Here is an 18,755-nt window from a genome sequence, read left to right on the forward strand (position 1 = left end):
GGACGGCGTGACGTGTTCAGACGTTTTCTTTCGAGATCGTTTTGCGGGGAAGGAATCCATCTCGTCCGACGGGGCCGGCGCGACCGTAGCGCGCGAAAAGGCGAACGACAGAATTGAACTCATAGGCGCGAATGTACTCCCAAAGCGCGGCACGCCCCTCATTGGAGAGATGATTGATCCTGTCACCGGGTTGCGGGATTTCGCCGAGCAGGACCAGCCAATACGAGAAGAGCTCGCCGAAGCCGATGGTCCCGATGACGTCGTAGCGAATGAGATGTTCGATCCGCTCCAGCCAGAGTAAAAAGTTGTCGAAAGCGGAGCGGACGGCCAGATTTCGATCCGTGAATGTTTTCTTTTCGATTTCTTCAGTTGGCTCCAGCTTCCAGTGGACGGCGAGCGCGGTGGGCAGGTCACGGACGTCGAAGGTCTGGCCCTTCAGCGTGTCTTCCTTCCAAAACTGGGCGTTGCCGTAGTCCAAAAGGCGCATGACGAAACGCACGTCCCCATCTTCGAAGAATTCCTTTGTTTGGTCGGATGCCGCCAGCGCGCGCTCGCGCTGGCGGGTCAAGTTCGCCTGCTCACTATTCATCCGATACTGATAGAGGCCGAAGGCAAAACCGGCTGCGGTCAAAGCCAGACCTATCAGTGCTGCTGCATTCGAGGCGGGCATAGCAGGGTCCTCAATGGTGAACGCTAGTGAGCGGTGTCGCCTTTCCCGCTCCCCTTGTAGGCTTTCGTCCCTAGGTAAGTCGCGTGGCTGATCAGCAGCACCGACGTGAAGGCACCTCCGGGGTCGGGCAGGCTCTGGATGCCAGTCAGCAGCACGTCTGGTGCGATTCCGCGGAGTTGCTCGACGAGCATCGCGAAATAGCCCAGGATCAGGGTGGCGGTGAGCACGACATTTTGCAGCCGGGAAATATCGACGTCGCCCGAGTCGGCCACGTGTTCACCCACGAAGACGTCGGCAAGAGACGCCATCGTCGGGTCCGAACGGACTTCGACGGCCGAAGAGTCGCTCGACCCCGTCAGCAGGCCACGATCGGACTGGTCGTTACTGTCCTTTGGCCTCCCACCGATTGTCGTGATCTGATCCGACGGCGAGCCGGCCATTCCGAATGCCTTCGTATTCAGGATTAACGCGGAGATCATCGGTGAGGCAAAGGCGATCCCGAGTGCGGCGGCGATGGATGGCGGGACTTGTGGGAACGTACCTGGTCCGCCAAGGCCAACATTGAAAAGCGCCGCGGTGGCGAAGCCGCCAAGTGCAACGATGGTCCAGAGCGTCACTTGCGCCCGCGCCAGGGATACGCGGTTACGCTCGTCGACCCAGATGCCGACCATGCGCCCCTTGGTCCCCAGGCCGAGCGCGATGGCGAGTCCGGCAATACCGAGGGTCATCGCCAGAAATTGCACGATGATCGACCGCGTGCCGAGAGTGTCTCGCAGTCCGAGAAGCGCATTCGCGATGCCGGACCAAGTGGACGTATTCGGCGTGATCGCGATAATGCCGGCATCGACCGCGCTACGCACCTCAAGTTCGCACGACAGCATCACGTCCGTTGCGGCCGCGCCATCTGTTTCTCGCGGCTTCTTCGACGGTGCAGCCGCATTTGTGTCCACTGCGGAAGGCCCATGGTCGAGGCAGCTCCGGATCGTAGCGAGAGCCATTCCGACCTTCGGTCCGTACGGAACGATCGGCTGGGCGGGAGCGGCCGGCGCAGGCGATGGGGCGGCCGGCGCCACCTGAGCGGCCGGCGGGGCGGCCGGCGGAGGCGCGGCAGGGGCAACTGCGGCTGGCTTCACGTACTTGCCGCCGGCATCAAAGAAGCTGCAAACGCTCCGCTTCCAGTTGGGAAGCAGAGCTGCATCCGAGATGCAATTGTCGGCCAGCTTGTCGAGCACACGGTACTGGATGTCGAAATTTCGGAGTTGGCTCCGTGCATTGCCGTCGCTCTGTCCCGACCATATGGCCGAGATGCCACCGAAAACGAAGATCAAGGCCGCGATCGAACCGAGCCACCATGCGGCTATCCTCACCGGCTTGGGAACGCTCCATGATCGCGGCGCCAGGCCAGTTAGGCTATACGACGAGGTGAGGCCAAGTTTGCCGGGAGCCTCTTCGCTCGTTCCATAGAGGCGGTACGTCAGGCCTGATTTGTCCTCGAATTCGAGGCCCTCGGTTGTGCCGGTCTTGTAGATCCAGTCGGGCGGCGTGCCGACGTCCTTCGATGGCGCGCCATTTCGGTCGATCTGCCAGAGCGTTGCTTGCTTGGGCAATGCGACGGCACCGTCGTAGCGGTTCTGCGAGATCTTTTCGGCAACGGCCTTCATGATCGTGTAGTTCGCCGCTTCGTCGGCAGACAGCATGTTGCCGGCGATTTTCATTTGATCCTGAAGCCCGTTCCAGCGCGCAGTTACTGCAATGCCGGCGACGACCGACCAGAGGCGTTCCAACGATTTTGCTGAGTCCGTTCCCTTTGCGGTCAATCCGCTCGTTTCTCCCAAAATAATTTTGGCGAGCCTTTCCACGTCCCCCTCAACCATTTGGTCCCCCGATGATGAGCGTTCTGCCACTAGTCTCGCGATCGTAAGTCACGATTGACGAATGCCTGGACGCGTCACACGAGCTTCCAGGGAATCGGCATCGACATTCCGAGCACCATTCCTTTGGCGTCCGGAGGATTCATGTCGAGGTCTCCTTCGATCGTTTCGTACTGAAAGAAATCCAACGGAAACGACGGCGCGGTCTCGAGATAGCCGCCCATCGCGCGCGTCTTTGGACGCAGAATGCGCAGGAAGCGGATCTGCCCGCCATCGCCGAGCTTTGGCCCCTCGTTCGGATCCTCGAATGTTGGCCAGTCTGGTTTGGCGAGGTTCAGCGATGTGGACGTCCCATCCCAGAGCTTGACCGCGACCGGGCGCTCCCGAACGCGATCGAGCGCATCGTGGATGTTGCGTGTCAGCACCAGCACGAGGACTTCCTCGAGCTGTCCCGCCTGCTGATCGGCCGCTGGCGCGAGCGATTGCAGTTTCTGCAACGGTCCTTGCGCCGTGGGCTTGCGCTCGATTGAGACTATGGTCCCCGTCACCGAGGCGGTGAGATCATCCGTCGACACCGTCGACGCAACTCCGTCGATGACGGCGTCGAACAGAGACATGGGCTCGGCAAACTGCCACCACAGGGATGGTGTAAACGTAGAAAGCCTTGCCGGCGAAACGGCCGCCTGAGCTCCCGTCGCCTTCGTGACCATCGTGAGGGGCTGATTGATGGGAACCTCGATTGCACTGGTCAGCGGTAGGCACGCCACCGATAGCCAGCGATTTTCGCTCGGTGACAGAATCTCATCCGTCGTATCGCGTGCGATTCGGGCGCGCACCGCGATGTCACCGGCCGGCTTGTACGTTTCGCCTTTCTCCGGTTTGTCCCGGGCCGACACGATCAGACGTAACCGCACGTCACCGCCGGCCGGGACGTCCAGCGTCCAGGTGCCGGCATCGCCTAACTGCGTGAAGAATTGGAAAGCAATGCTCCGTTTTGCGCCGTCGTCCTTCACGCTGAATGCGATACGAACGAACTCGCTGTCGCTGTCGTCAGTGAATTGAAACCGGATCGCCGAGCCGTCCAGGTCTTCCGTGCTGGCAATGTCGATCGCGAGCCCTTCGTGCTCGGCGGGGAAGATGCCCTTGCCGACGACGTCCTTGAGGTCTTTGAAGTCTTCCGGCGCAAAGTCCCGCATAATCTTGCGGCTGTTGGACAGCCGGAAGCGGTTGGACGCATCGTTCATCGCCAGAAGGCGCGGTTCGCAATAGAATTTATTGTACGATGCTGGAGCCAGGCCCTGGCCGGTGAGGGCGGTCGCAGGGTCGATGCTCTCCGGAGCCTCGAAACGACGAAACTTCAGTTTCACGAACGACCAGGGAACAATGTCGGGTTTGACGGGTGTAATCATTAAACCGGCGTGATCGAAACGCCCGGCCTCTGTTGCGACGTCGAAAGTGTAGCCGATGGGGCCGTCGATCCGCAGCGGTATGATCGCGCCGCCGGAGCCGGTTGCGCTCCGGATCGAGTCCGGGCCGTGCTCCTGCCAGTATTTGAGGGCATCTGTCGGCCCGTCGGTGCCGGCGTCGATATTGCGTTGGAGGGCGGCTCGTTCCGCAACCAATCTGTCGAGCGCTTCTCCGGTCGGCGGAGCGGTGCCGTCCGATGGATTCAAAAGCTTATCGATCGTCGCGACACGCGTTTTTCGTTCGGCTCGTGTCATCGGATGCCGGGCCATTTCGACCATGGCGTCGATGCCATCTCCGACATGGAAATTCGGATAGAGCGGTTCGTTAAACAAGGCCAGGAGCGGAGGAACGGTTCCCCACGCCATGGCGCGTTCGGTCAGTGGCAGAACGATCGCCAGACCCGGACGTTTGGGACGACGGTCGTTGGAACGATCGGCCAGCACCTTGTTCTGCCAGATCGCGCTGCCGTTGGGCCCCCGATGACTGGAGCGCATGAATTCCGGCCGTCCAGGCCGCATAGCCTTGTAGCGGCTTACGATGCGAAGACCGAAGCGCCACAAATTCATGCCGCCACGCCAGTCGAGGCTCTTGTCGAACAGGCGCGGAATGGGGTTGCTTGGGGCAGGATCGCTGCGCCGCCTCAATCCGCCATAGACATGGGCACGCTCGATGCGACGTTCGAAGATTTCGCCAACGTCATCGTTGCGACGGTCCGAGAACGATGTGTCGAACAGCTCCCGATACCGGGGTTGGTCGATTGCCTCAGCTCCGGTCGTGGCCAACCGGTACCATTGGTCGTCCTGCGGCCTGCCGCGCCAGCTCCAGCGTTGCGATTCGAGCGCAGCGAGATGGCAATAGCGCAAAGCCGGATACGTCGACGTTCTTCCTGTGAACGCCGCCGTCAATGAAATCCATGCCTGCTCGGCATATTCGGGGGCGCGGCGCAGGTCGATGTTCAGCGGCTGTGTTCCCAAGATCTCGGGCACGGCTTCGGTCGCAACTTCGAGCGTCAGCACCAGGGGGCCCGCCAGCCGCATCTTCGCGTCGATCGGACAGTGTCTGAGCGTGGCCTTAACGGCGGCCGAAAGCCGCTGGTCGCGCGTGAAAGGGCAAAGCTTGTCTTGCTTGTCCGGCAATCCTGCATAGACGCGCAACTCGTAGATACGACCCGGCAAGAGTGTGGCAGTATCGCCGGTCAGACCTTCCCGCCCGTTTGGATCGACCTTGATGGTCATGGACGGCATCGGCGCGACATGGCGACGGCCAGAGCCATCGAAGCCGAGCACGTCCTCGAGGGAGGTCCAGGCAGCTCCGACTGCTGCCATCTTGAACTTCCGAAAAGTTGGAAAGATGCATACCAGTTCACCGTACAACTGTGTCACGGCCGGATCATCGAGGGACCGATCGTCCTTGGTCTTGTTTGGGCTCGTTGCTACGCCGAGCGCGGCGTCGAGCGCCTTGGCAACGACCGGTCGGTTGGCCACAACTCGATCGTCGAACAGGGGAGGGTTGACCCATCGCCCGTAAGTACCAAATTCCACCGTCGGTCGTTGCAATCGGATCGTCATCTGGCGAGCGCCCGTCGCGGCGCCGACCTGGATGCCGTCGAGCACGTGGGTCGCGCGCATCTGATGGCCCGATTCCGGCGCAATTCGCGGCTTACCGACAGCGACGCTTGCGAACTTTCCCGTACTGTCGAGCTGACTGACGATCGGTGTGACGATCGGGGGTTCGATGTCGACGTCCTTGTCCGTCGCGATAATGATCAGGACGTCTCGCCATTGCGCGATGTCGCTGGCGGGCAGCTGCAAGTCTTGCGTTGCCGCCGCAAAATCAAGCTCATCCTCGGCCCATTCGGGCTCGTCAACTCCCGCGGCGATCGTCGTTATGGTCGTGAACGCTTCGACCCGGATCGCTCCGCTTCTGCCAATGTCGTGCGTCAATGTCAGCAGGTCGGTGATGGCTTCGCTCGGCCCCGAGCGGCCCCGGAACGTGATGGACAGCTTACGCGCTTCGTTTGTTTCAGGCCACTCCATGCGGCCGATGTCGATCCGCAAACCCGGGTCGGGACCGGCGCGGACTTCGAGGACGCCGGCACGTCCTTGCCGATCGAGGAAGAAACGTCCTTGCACATCGCCTCCGATGGTCACGGGGGCTGGCCGTATCGGTAGTTCACCGGCGAGCGGCACGACGCCGTCGGGAATCGCTTTGGATCGGTCGCCCGCAAGCCTTGGTGCGCCGATTGGACGTGTTCGTCGGTAGAGCGCTGACCGACGCACCGCATCCATGTTTGTTGCGATCTTGACCTGTCCCTTGAGCGGCCCGGTCGGTTCAATCGGCCGGATCGTCAATGGATCATTGGGATCATTCCGCAAGATCGGAGGTAGGGTCCCGCCGTGACCGATGACGTATGGGACGACGTGGAAGGCATAGCCGAATGATAGCGCGAACAGGCGATAGTCGGTGGCGCCATCGCCCGTGGTCGGCGGAAAGCGATAGGCTTCGATGCGGCGCGCGAACGAGGATGGAACGTTGTCTAGCGCGGCATCGGTGGCCATCTCGGCCACCGGCGAGCGATTGTCGTATGAAAGCAAGGCAGCGCGTATGCCGCCGATCTCTCCGACCTGCAGCGGGACCGGATCGACGATAGCTCCGCCGGCCCAGGCAAGATTACGGACCATCACCGCATTGGCTTCACTGAGCGCAGCTCGCGCCGAACCTTGCGACGAAGTGTCGGGGGCATGCAGCGTGGCAACGTTGAGACTACGCCACGCTTGGATCGGATCGCTCAAAGTGTCGGTACGGGCCATCAGGGCTCCCACACCAGACAGCCGGGTCCAAAGGTCGGCGGCACCGGCAATGCTCTGGAGCTGGTCGAAGCGGAAAACCAGTGGAGGCGAATCGACGGTGAGGCGGCCGCTGGAATCATCGCCGCCTCCTGACTCGTCTGTGGCTGATGGCACGAGGCGGCCGGCGAGACGAACGGCATCGCGGCGAGCGGCCTCGACGACGGTTTTCAGCAAATTGGCAAGTTTCTCCTCATCACTCCCGGGATTGGCAGCCGCGAGTCCCGCATCGGTGAGCGCTGCACCGATGATCAGATCATACAATGACGCGGCGGGACGGCTGCCGTCGGCACGCTCGGCGCCGACGAGGGCGGCAACGCTGGCTATAAGCCGCTCGTCGAGTGGAAGCTGCGCAGCCGCATCTTGCTCGTTCTGGGGCTGGGGCGCGTCCCATGTCAATCGTCCGGCCGTCAGTCCAGGAATGTACGGCCCGATCACGGCCAATGCGAGATCGGCGCGAAGGCCGGGTCCGGTCGTGATGCGGTCCAACGCGGTACGTAGCGGCGTTGCAGTCGCGTCGGGCATGACGATGGCAACGTCCGGAATGTCTGAAACCTCTGCCTTCATCGACAGATAGAAGGCTGCCCCGAGCAGACGGTCGGCCGGCACAGGCGTGGAACCGCCGGCCGATAGCGTGACGGTGACCGCCGCATTTGCGTCAGGTCGGATGATCGCGATCTCGACGCGGATCGTCGCTCCACGCGCGAGCGTCGTTGCGATGACGGAGGCGCCATCCTGAAAAATGGCAACGTCCAACGTGGCAGACGCCGCCGTCCCGGCGATACGAATTTCGGGTAGGATCGGGCGACCTGGCGCCGTCACGAACGCGACGACTAGCTTGAAATCGCCTGCAGGTGGCGTGAGAGCGAGATCGAACGCCACTTTCGTCGGTGCCGCCGGCGCGATGGGGGCCGCGGAAGCGGCTGGCCCGAGATCCAGCACGGCGCCCGAAACTGGTTGGGTGGCTCCAGGGCCGAACGCTTGAGCGTCGGGGGGAAAAGTCAATGTCCGTGCGCCGATCACGCGAGGCGCAGCGATCAGCAGCGGATGAGGACCGTCGGACGAAAGATCCGGTCCGCCGAGCCAATTGCGTGCCACGAACTTCCGCAGGCCATCGTCTGACTCGATGCTCTCGATTTCGGGGGCGATGGCCGAGCCCGGCGGATCGAGCGGCAAGCCGAGCAGCCCCTTCAACCTGCGTGAATTGATGGAAGCAAAGCGGGCGCGGCGCGGATTGTTGCTGACGCTTCCGGGGTCACGTTCGGCGGCGCCCAGGATCAGGGCCGCTGTGAGATTCCAGAAGTCGGCTTGGCGGAGGGAGAGGCCTTCCAGTATCGAGAAGCCGGGTGGCAGCGCAATCGCGGAAGCGGCGCTGCGCCTGCCCACGACCCACCATGAAATCGAATCAAGCGCCACGAGAAACTTTGGCGTCGGTTGTGAGGCGAGATCCCGGGCAAGCGCGCGTCGCAGCTCGTCGCCGCCCGCCACCTTCGTGATTTCGCTCGTCACGGTGGCATCCAGCACGCCGAACACACGGGCCCACGGATCAACGACTTCGGCGATCCGTCGTGAGAGGGAGGCGGCCCAGTCCTCATCGGTCAAGCCGTGCCCGACGGCTGGCCTCTTGATCAGCATGGTCTCCATGTCGATGAGCCGCTGGGGATCGCCGGACGGACTGAGATCATCCCATGACAAGCTCGGTCGCATGTCGACGGACCCGTCCGCGAACATGGGCGCGGAACCAGGACCAGGCGTAGGTACAAGGTCGACGCGACAGACGTCGCCGTTTTGATCCGACATCACGGTGGGACCGGCCGGATCGAGCGTGTAGGTACCGCCGCCGGTCGGACCGAACAACGGTGCCGCGATGAAAGTGGTGCTCTTGTCAGGCGCGGGGTCGATCGTGAATACGGTGAACACCTTGTTGGCAACCGGAACCGGGTTCGGCAATCCCGTCAAGCTTTCGACAAGCCCAAACACCGTGCGCCCAGTCACCTCTGCCGTACCCGCCGGCATGCACAGGGCAGCTTCGAGGCCACTCGTGTTGACGATCGAGGTGATTTCCTCCTCGAGCCGGCGGTGAAAGCGCCTGCTTCCGTCGGCGCCGGGAAGATCGAAATCCGCCGGCGCGTTGGCGGCCGCCGTGACGATGGTTCCGGCATCCAGATCCTGGATGGTAGGAACTCCGGTCACGTCGACGATGCGCCAGAATCGCCAGGCGGTGACGTCGTGCGGATTCCAGGTCCCGCTGCCATCCGCCAGGCGCCACTTCCAGGGCAGGATCTCACCGATCGCGTCCGTCAGAAGCGCTCCGTCGGATCCATCGATGACGGCGCTTACCCGTAGCGAGATCTGAGCCTTGTTGCTCACGTCTGGCAGACGATCCGCCTGGACCTTTATTCTGAGATTGCGCGGATCGGAAGCCATCGACGAACGGTCCTTGGTACGACAAAATCAAGCGTAAGAATCGGAATAGCCTTCAGACTGCTTCTTCTCGCCGGCGAATTGATATTCGACGTGCTGGGAGACACGCAGCGTGTAGAAGACGCTGATCTTGAAACTGAGCCGGAGCGTTCCGGACCCGATCATCAGCGCGCCGTCGTAGGTGACCTCCAGCAACAACGAAATGGCCGCCGTGATCAGGCCTGCGACGTCGACGTTGCCGCGCGCGAGTATGAAGACTGAAATTGCAGTGGTGTTACCACCGGCGCCGGTCGACCACGTCATCGTTATTGAGCAGCCGACCTGAAGCCAGACGCCACCCGAGACGACGCCAAAGTTGAAGCCTAGTCCAACGCCGGCGACGATACCTACCTCGAGCGAATAGGTCAGGATCGGGTGAGGTTTGGCGACCGGGAGGAACGATAGCCGCTGCGTCAGGAATCCGCCGCCGTTCAGGATCCAGACGCTCAGCGTGAATGGCATTGTCTTGGTGGCGACCGACAGTTCGCACATCAACTCGAACTGAGGAACCGCGGCGATGCCGAACAGAATGTGCAACGAAAGGTTCGAGATTCCGAACACGCCGAGCTGCAGGTCCGGCAGGTCGATGTCGAGCGTGGCGGCGATGCCGGCGGGCACTCCGCCGCGCATCAGCGGTTCAATGACCAGCCCGTCCCCCTCGCCGGAAGCGGCGAGAAAATCAGTCAGGAACGCGAGCGCGTCGGCGAGTTCTACCCGTTCCGGGTCGATCTTGAAATCGATCTTGCCGGAGTCGTCGAAATACAAGCCAGTCTGACGGAAGGTGAGGATGTCCTGTCCGCCGGTCACGACTCTCCAGTCGCCGAAGATGCGGCCATTGAATGTCTTTTGGGTCCCGTCGCGGCCCACAGACATCCGCGCCTTGGCATTGAACTTGGCTTCGTCGACGACGATCTCAACGGGGCCGAACGACAGGAGGGGCGCGGGCTCGGTGAAGGGGACGTCGATGTCGGTCTGAAGCCAGGCGCGCATCTGGACGTTGTCGAAACCGTGCTGAACCTTGATGGCCTTGGAGTCGTCAAGATCCGGGAAGGCAAATCTTTGAAGCAGGCCGCGGAAATCGATACCGCCCATATTCGGTATGAGATCCGCGACGGACAATTGCTTCAGTTTGTCGGGAATGAACTGCTCGGCAACGCCGCTCGAGGGCAGCCGCACGCCGAACGACTGAAGCATGTCACCGACCGCCTTGCCGGCCTTATCGGCCGCCGCAAGCGTATCCGAAACCCGGTTGACCAGCGCAATCGCCGGGGTCATGTCGACGACCTTGTTGGCCTCGGCGAGCACGTAGGCGACTTCTGGTCGATTGAAGCCGAGCCGATCCGTTTTTGGAGGGTCGCCGACGGCACGAAGGAGCCGTAAGGTATCGCTGCCTTCCTGATAGAGCCGATTGGCCTGATCGGCTAATTTTACTGGATCCGTTCCCAGCGCATCGCGCAAAGTCTCCTGGACCGCGCCGGAGATCTGTCGTGCACGATTTTCGACCTCGCGCGTGACGCGTTCGGCTTCTTCCGCGGCACGCCGCTTCAGGTCTTCGATGGACCCCTGGGCATCGTTGATGGCTTGCTTTACCGCATCGTCCAACCGTTTCTTGTACCCGTCGACGTCGAGGGCGTTCTGCAGCCAATCGGCGACCTTCTGCGCGTCCTTCCGTATCTCTCCTATAAAATTGTCGAATACCGCGCAGGCATCCTTGAGTTCCTTCCCCACGTCAACGATCGCGGCGGTGATGCCGGCAGCGAGCGCGTCGAGTGTCTTCCGTAGAACGGTTGCGACAATTTCGCCCTGCGCAACCACGGCCTTCTCGATCAACCCGCTGGTGTCAGCTATCGCCGTCAGCGCCCGATGGATAGCGCCGGTGGAATCGGCATCGTCGTCGGGATCTTCGGGAGCCGAGAGGGCAATGATCGCATCGGCTATCCGATCGAAGATGCTGGTTGCCTCGGCAAGGCCCGCGTCGATCGTGTCTTCGAGAAACACGACGAGGCCGCGCGCGGCATTCTGCGCCTCGGCGATGATTTGATCGAGTTTGGTGGCGAGCGCTTGGAGTGATCCGCCGGCGGTGCCGAGACGGGCTTTCAATGCGTCCTCAAACTGCTTGAGCGACGCCTCGTAGGAGGCGAGAGCCGTCCTCACGTCGTCACTGATCGCAGCACCGACGTGAGTAAGACCATCGGCGAGCGTGATTGCCTGTCCCAACGTGTCGTGGATGGCCGGCAGGATGCGGCGCGCTGCCATGAGCGCTGCCGTATCGTCGATATGCGAAAGTTCAGTGTCGATTTGCTGCGCTTGCTTGCGAAGCTCGTCAAGCGTCGCGCGTGCGGACGCCGCGATCAAATCGTTGACCACCGTTGCCGCGCCGACGTCGTCCTTCAGCGTCTTGAACGTATCGTGGATCTTGCCGAGTGCGGCCGGAATTGCCACGTCTTGCGCTTCACCGAGTGAGGCGCCGGCTACTGCCTTAATGGCCTCGAGATCCGCCGTCACCCGCTTTGACAGCAGCTCGATGTCCGCTCTCCTTTCGTCCGCGATGGTGGCGATCCGGTTCTGCAGTCCTGACAGCTTGTCGATCAGGTCGGCGCGTTCATCCGGCGATAGCCATGCATCCTCGCTGTCGAGGAACACGCTCACGTCGCGAACGATGCCAGCGATGTTGCGGATCGGCCTCAGGCCCCCATCAAGTGTGGAATCGATCGCCTCGCCGGCGATCTTACGCAGACGTTCGACCTGTCCTTGGGCAGCATCGTTCAGGCGGTCTGCGAGCGAGGCGCAGGGCGATTTTGGGTCGATCTTGCTCAGATCGATTGACTTGAGCGAGTTCTTGACATCGGAAGTCGCGGCCCTGAGATCGCCGACGAAACTCGGATGGCTGAGTGCGGCGCCGATGGCTGCGACGGCGTCGTTTTTGACAGCGGTGAGAGGCTTCTCGGGGTCCAGTTTCTCGAGGACGCCGAGCGCTTGGCCGACTTTGGCATCGATGGCCGCCCGCAGGTCGGAACTGTGTTGCGTCAGTGACTGCCCGAAAGTCGTCAGTGGGCTTGGGGCGCCGACGGCGGCCCGTGGTGCGGCGCGGGCGATTGTTATGTTCTTGAGTATCGTGCCGGGGCCGCTCGGAGCCCGGCCGTGGGTGAGGACAGCCGGCTCCTTCGCACGGACCAGGCCGATGGTCATCCGCTCGAAACCAGGTGCGTGCGCCGGCTCTGACGGCATCATGGCGTCGGTGAGATTGGCGCTGTTGGGCTTCATGCGGCCCGCGGCCGGTGGCGGTAGATCGATGAAATCGATATCGCGCACCGATCGCCATGCATCGGTGTCGTCGCCGCTTTCGCCGTCGACCACGGAAGTGTAGAAGACGAGCTTTTCCGGCTCGTCGACCTCGACGGAAATTTCGCCGCCGCGTTCTCCCGCCAGCAGGAAACGAATCTGCGGCTTCGGATAGATCAGCGAGGGATCGTCTGGATTGATCGGGGGATCGCCTAGCCTGGTTGGGGCCAACACCGGCGGGAGGCTCGCGAAGGCCTTGTTCCACAGAGGCACTTGCCAGCCTTCGCGGCGCACATCGCCGCCCCAGCGGCTATCGACACGGATTTTGCCCGACTTGAACTCCACGCCGACGAGAAATCCGGCGGCCGCGATCGATTTGCCGTCCTCGGGATAGCGGCGCACCGGCTGCAGCAGCTCGACGTACTCCTCGACCTTGCGAAGGATCGGGCGTCCGGCGTGTTCGTCCTGCAACAGGCCGATTGGGTCGAAATTGAAGAATTGCGCGGAAGGTACGACGGACCGCTCATAGATGATGACGTGTTTGGCTCGATTCCAGAGGCCGCCGATGCGTCCGATGCGCTCGAGCTTGTAACGGTGGACGCGGCCCTGGCCGGTCTCGGTCTCGACAACGGACTTCTTCTCGTCGAACAGCGCCCGCTGGCCGCCATAGCCGCCGTGCGCAGAGAGGTGGACGCCTTTCGTCGAACCCCCGTCCGCGTCCGGTCGGCTGTAGACCTTCATCAGGATATTGGCGCTCTCGAAAGCCCAGGCGACCCCGCCGGGAAAACTCTCCCGGTCGTCCTGGCTGGTCGAAAACGTCTGCGCGAGCTTCTTGGATTCGATCAGACCACCGGTATCTGCCGGGATGTCGCCTTGTACAGGCCAGCGAAGAGGGGTCGCGGGTCCATGCGCCGGGTCCGATCCTCCGGTGCGTAGCCTGAAACTTACGCCGTCCTCGATCTTCAGCTCGGCATCGGGGCGACCGCTCCATAGCTTGTCGACGGCAAGTCGCCTGCGCTGGGCCCGCAACACGAGGCTCGCGAGTTGAAGATGGCTCTTCAGTGTCGCGCGAGACGCGCTCGCCGTATCGGACACGGGAGATACGGGCGCTCCGATCGTTGCGCCGATCTCGGTGACGAAGGCGTCGGTGCTCTTGTCGGTGGTGCTGATCCGGGTCGTCAAACCGTAGAGCAGCTCGAGCCGAAGCTCCTTCAAGCGGGAGCCCGGCGTCCGCATGGTCGGATAGCCCATGTTACGACGGAGGTTCCAGCCTGGCTCGCGGAAGTTGGTGTCCGCAAAGGTGGGGTCGACCTCGAGGCGTGCGTGCGCACCAAACCGCGCGGCCGCCGGGCGGCCTGGTTCGACATCTTTCGGTGCGCCGGCGATTGCGGTTGCGTTCTTCTCCATCGCCTCGCCGATGACCTGAGGCGGCAGTACCATCCGTACCGCCTCGGAAGGATCAAGCACGCGCCAGGACACGTCACCTTCGTCGCTCCATATCGCGACTTCGTTGCTCTGATCGGTGGCGGCCCGAGCAGGCTCGACATACTCCACGGCGGCGACCCGGAACGGGGTCGGGTCGATCACCAAGGCGAGCCGCTTTGGAGCTGCGCTGGTCGTCGTCATCGATCTGATCGCGCGCAGCGAAAGGGAGACCGACTGATTTTCACCGGGCGCGAGTGATTCCGTGGCGACCAAGGCCTGAATGAGCTTTTCGTCATCGGGTTGCTCGGAGCCGCTGCGGTAGTCCAGTTCGAGCAGGAGCGGCTCGTCAGGGTCATCCGAAATGGGCGTCGGGCGACCGAGCAACTGGCTGCGGATCTGAGGAGGCAGGTCGTCCTGGCCGATTGGCTTAACGCGCTCGATCGGGAATTTAACGACCGCCTGCAATTGCGCATCTGGCAGCTCGTCACCACCGGATCGGGCAAGAAGCCCGGTCAGATCGGCCTTGGTGACCATCGTGAGGTCCGGGGCCTTCAGAAGCGAGAAGCCCAGCGCGCCGAGCGCTATCTCGGAGCCATCGGTGCTTTCGAGCGAGAAGCCAAACTTGATCGTCGGCACCGTGCCGAGATCGTCGGTCTGCGTGATAGCGGGCTGCCATGCCGGTCCGTCCGTGCACGCGCCGGGTTGGACATCGGTGCTCGCGGCGACGAACGGCGCGGAGATGCGCGCCTTGCAGACCGGCGCCGTGCCCTCCGTTGCGATCATACGAGCGAACGTCGCCGTACAGGGCGAGGCGAAGCGCGGATCCTCGTCCGACTTGCCTTTCTCGACGAGCTCGAATGCGGTCACCCCCTGCCACATATCGGGGATGAAGCGCGGCTCGAAGGACAGGAAAGCCGTTTGACGCCGCTTATCGGCCGCATCCTTGACGGTGCCGGTGGTCGGCACGATGACACGGCGCCAGGCGGAGTTCTCGCGCAGCAACCCGATTGCGTGCCACGGCGTTCCGCGTTCCGACTTTCGTTTGGCCAGCGCGGGCATGACGCTCAATGGCGTCCCGTCACGGACCTTGCGCAGACTGTCATGCTCATCCTCGATGACGACATCGAACGCGTCGATGACGAAGTCGGTTATCTGATCGGGTCGCCGAAGCTTTGGGTCCGCTTTAGGGTCGACGTTGAGCGGATCGAGGCGGGCGGCGACGATCCATTGCACCGGTAAGAACGGCTTGAGGCCGCGGGCGCCGATGTCACCGACGCGTTGCTCTTGGGAGAAGCGGACCCGGCCTTTGACCGGCAGGAGCTCGGGTTTGGAAAAGAACCGCTTGAGGATACTGCCGATCTTGCCGCTATAGTTCCAAAGGGTTAGCTCGAAGCGCAGAGCGACACGGATGATGTCGTGGGAGCCCGTGTCCTTGTTGAATTGGTGCTCGACCGCACGAAGCCCGAATTCGCGGCGCGGACGGTTGGGCGGTTGACTGGGAATGCCCTGATCGACGAACAGGGGTATTACGTCGACCTGATCGGTGGAGAGATTGCCGTCATCGGGTTTGACGATCGCGTCGACGAAATCGCTATCTGCATAGCGTAGTGGAACGATGCTGAGCGCGGGTTCTCCACGATCCCATGGACCGATCGTGAGCGCGATCTGGATAAGCCGGCAAAGCGCGCCTCTCGGCGCGGCAGCGATTTTCCACAAGGATTGTGTCGTTGTCGCCTGGACCACATCGAGTCCCACGTGAAAGCGGGTGTCATAGCGGTCGCCTGAGGTGGCGACTTTCGGCCTGATCCAGTGGCCGTTCAATGCGAGGCGAACTTGAAGCCTGATCGCGAGCGCTTTGAAGTTGCCGGGTTTTCCGGTCGCCGGCGTAATGACGAGCTTCGAAACCTGCCATCGCGGCGCCGGCTTGTCGGCCAGCGTGCGGGCCAGGGCGATCGTGTCGAAGCGGGCGAGCGGACCTTCGTCGAAGACGTCCCAGGCCTGCTGCTGCCGCTTGACCGGATCCTTCTCCGCCGCATAGTTGGTCGGCGCGCGATATGCCGTGAACAGAGCGATGCCGCGAAGCTCGATGGCAGATGCTGGCGGGGTTGGGTCTTGATCGTCATCGACGGCGACGTGACCCAGATGCGGGTCGTTCGCGTCGCTGCCGTCGTGATAACGGGCATTCGCCGCGTAGAGCGGGTTCTTCGGGGCGAACGGGTTGTCACGATCCCTGAGAAGGTTTTTGAAGACCGCAAGATCGTAGCAAACGTAGCGCCAGTCGGTTCCGTCCAGATCGTTGGTGCCGATGACGACGGCCTCAAGCGGGCCATCGGACCTGTCTTCCATCGCGCGAATGGCGATAAAGGAAATTCTAGCCGGCCCAGCGACGCCCGCCATGGTCCAATCCCCTAAGGAAAAACGTCGTGCCCGAAAATAGGAAGTCTAGAAATGCGGTCGGACGAAATGGTCCGAGACCCTCTTGCAACTTGCCGTAGAACGCTTGATCGGTCAATATCGAACGTGTCTTACCCTCCACCGATTGCGAGAAACGACATGACGATCATCGATCCGCATCTGCAATGGATGTACGACGACACGCCCGCACACGAGCGGGCGACGACACGGGTGCCGGTCACGTTCGAATGGCATGGCGATCTTGATGAACTTGTGGCCTTGGGAATGCGGCTGCACGCGACGGCCGGCGGCATCATCTCTGCCGAGATGCCCCTGTCGAGCCTGCCCGAGGTCCACCGCCTGGGCATCGAATACATAGAGCTCGCGCGCACGCTATACTCGCCATTCGACGTTAGCCGATCCGACATCAAGGCCGACGTGCTGCAGCCCGTGATCGGAAGCGAAGTGGGGAAGGGGGTGATCATCGGCATCGTCGACACTGGCATCGATTACACGCATGCGAGCTTTCGCAAACCCGATGGCAAGACCCGAATCCTTTCGATCTGGGACCAGCGCCTCGAACCCGTGCCGGCACGACCGGGTCGTCCGCCCCGCTTTCCCTCGGAAGGTTCCCCCGGAAACAACGTTGACGGTACGGCTCGCAGTGGCGTGGAATTCACCGAAACCGCCATAAATGACGCGTTGAGAACGGGTGGACGGCGGCTGCGCACCAAGGACGTGCCCGACGATCCACACGGAAGCCATGTCATGGGAATTGCCGCTGGCAACGGCGCCGTTTCGCCCGGCAGCCCGGCGACAGCTTTCGTCGGAATGGCTCCGGCCGCGGATCTGATCGTTGTCGCCACCAAGTTCAACTTTGCGCTGATACGGCAGGGGATCGAATACATCCAAGAACGAGCGAGAGCGCGCAATTGTCCCTGCGTTATCAATCTCAGTTTGGGCCAACCGCTGGGGGCGCGCGACGGTCGTAGCCTGGATGAAAGGGCGATTGATGCTGCGCTCGGGGCCGAGGGGCGCGCCATCGTCGTCTCGGCCGGCAACGATGGAAACAAGAACAAGCACGTTCGGGGCAGGATCGCGCGCGGCGCCACGGATCGGATCACTTTCCGCATCGATGACAGGCAGATGGCCAAGGAGCTGGACATCGAAATCTGGTACGGTCTGAAGTCGACTGCGGAAAGGTTCGATGTCGTTGTCACCGATCCTTCGGGCGTTTCAATGTCGCTCGCGGCAAGCGGGGGCTCGGTGCGGCGCACGCTCGGCCGCTCGACCGTTAGTCTCGCATCCGCCATTGCCGTTCCTGCCCACAACAAGAACCGGATCAGCATCGCCATTCGTCGCGACGGTCTGCGGATTGCTCCTGGGACATGGTCGATTACCTTGTCGGGTGTCACCGTGGGGACCGGTGCCGACGCTGGCGTTTATCATGGTTATCTGCGTGCCCCGAAAGGACGCAAGGGGATTCCCGCAACCGCGTTCACCTCGTCGCAAACGAGTGCCGCGAGTACCGGTACGATTCCGGCGACCGCGCTCAAGGCCATCTCGGTTGGAGCATACGTTACGAGACCGTCCTCAGATCTGCACAAGCCCGCGGCGTTCTCGAGCCAGGGACCGACGTTGGACGACCGTCAATTTCCCACCCTGTGCGCGCCCGGTCAGTTGATCATTTCGGCGAAGGCCATCAACGCCGAGCCGCACCCGGAGTTCGATGTTGCTGGCAAGCCATTTACGGCCAAGCAGGGTACCAGTATGGCGGCTCCGCATGTTGCCGGCGTGGTTGCGGCGATGCTGCAGGTGAAGCCCACGCTCAAGCAAGATCAGGTCGCCAAGCTACTCGGTGACCACGCCGACGCCCCGCCCGCGCCATTGCCGAACATTTGGGGGCGCGGACGCGTCAATGCGCTGAATTCCGTGACCGCAGCGAAAGCACCGGTAGGAAGCTGATCGCAGCACGAATTTGGCGCGACGGAGCGAATTCAACCTTGCGGCGCGCTCGAGGCTGCGGCGCTGAACACAGCTCCAAAAAGCTATAGACGACCGCCATAGTTGGCCTTCTCCCATTTGAGCTCGATATCGTCAGCGACCAAGTCTCGGCGGTGCGGCCTGATCTGATCGAAGTAATGCTTGAAGTCGACGTGTACGCTCATGTTGTCGGGCGATAGTTTCCCGTCCAGTCGTACAGCAGGACCGGCCCTGCCGCCAAGCGTGCATTGACGGGTGTGCATTGGCGATGGACTCGCCCGTGTTCGGATCCACGGGGAGGCGACGCATGCCGGCCTTGAGCAATCCACCGGCCTGGTTGTTGGGCTGGGAGCC

General features: G+C 62.3%; 5 protein-coding genes. 1 reads left to right on the forward strand and 4 read right to left on the reverse strand.

The window, feature by feature from the left end; genetic code table 11:
- Positions 1 to 16 precede the first annotated feature (16 nt).
- The 4 genes from I6F09_RS25375 to I6F09_RS25390 form a co-directional block, all read right to left on the reverse strand.
- On the reverse strand, positions 17 to 670 hold the full coding sequence (locus I6F09_RS25375) for a hypothetical protein (protein WP_225189314.1): 654 nt from the start codon (positions 668 to 670) through the stop codon (positions 17 to 19).
- A 23-nt stretch (positions 671 to 693) separates the two neighbouring features.
- Positions 694 to 2,529: a hypothetical protein gene (locus tag I6F09_RS25380; protein WP_225189315.1), complete on the reverse strand. Its 1,836-nt coding sequence runs from the start codon at positions 2,527 to 2,529 to the stop codon at positions 694 to 696.
- Positions 2,530 to 2,618: 89 nt separating this feature from the next.
- On the reverse strand, positions 2,619 to 9,281 hold the full coding sequence (locus I6F09_RS25385) for a hypothetical protein (protein WP_225189316.1): 6,663 nt from the start codon (positions 9,279 to 9,281) through the stop codon (positions 2,619 to 2,621).
- A 27-nt stretch (positions 9,282 to 9,308) separates the two neighbouring features.
- Positions 9,309 to 16,421 carry a methyl-accepting chemotaxis protein gene (locus tag I6F09_RS25390; protein WP_225189317.1) on the reverse strand — a complete coding sequence of 2,371 codons (7,113 nt, stop codon included), beginning with the start codon at positions 16,419 to 16,421 and terminating at the stop codon, positions 9,309 to 9,311.
- Between the two features lie 156 nt (positions 16,422 to 16,577).
- Here I6F09_RS25390 and I6F09_RS25395 point away from each other — a divergent pair, with 156 nt between their 5' ends.
- Complete coding sequence (locus tag I6F09_RS25395; RefSeq protein ID WP_225189318.1) at positions 16,578 to 18,383, forward strand: S8 family serine peptidase; 1,806 nt, start codon at positions 16,578 to 16,580, stop codon at positions 18,381 to 18,383.
- The last annotated feature ends 372 nt before the right edge of the window (positions 18,384 to 18,755 follow it).

The organism is Bradyrhizobium sp. IC3195 (assembly GCF_020193585.1).
GTDB classification, from domain to species: Bacteria; Pseudomonadota; Alphaproteobacteria; order Rhizobiales; family Xanthobacteraceae; genus Bradyrhizobium; species Bradyrhizobium yuanmingense.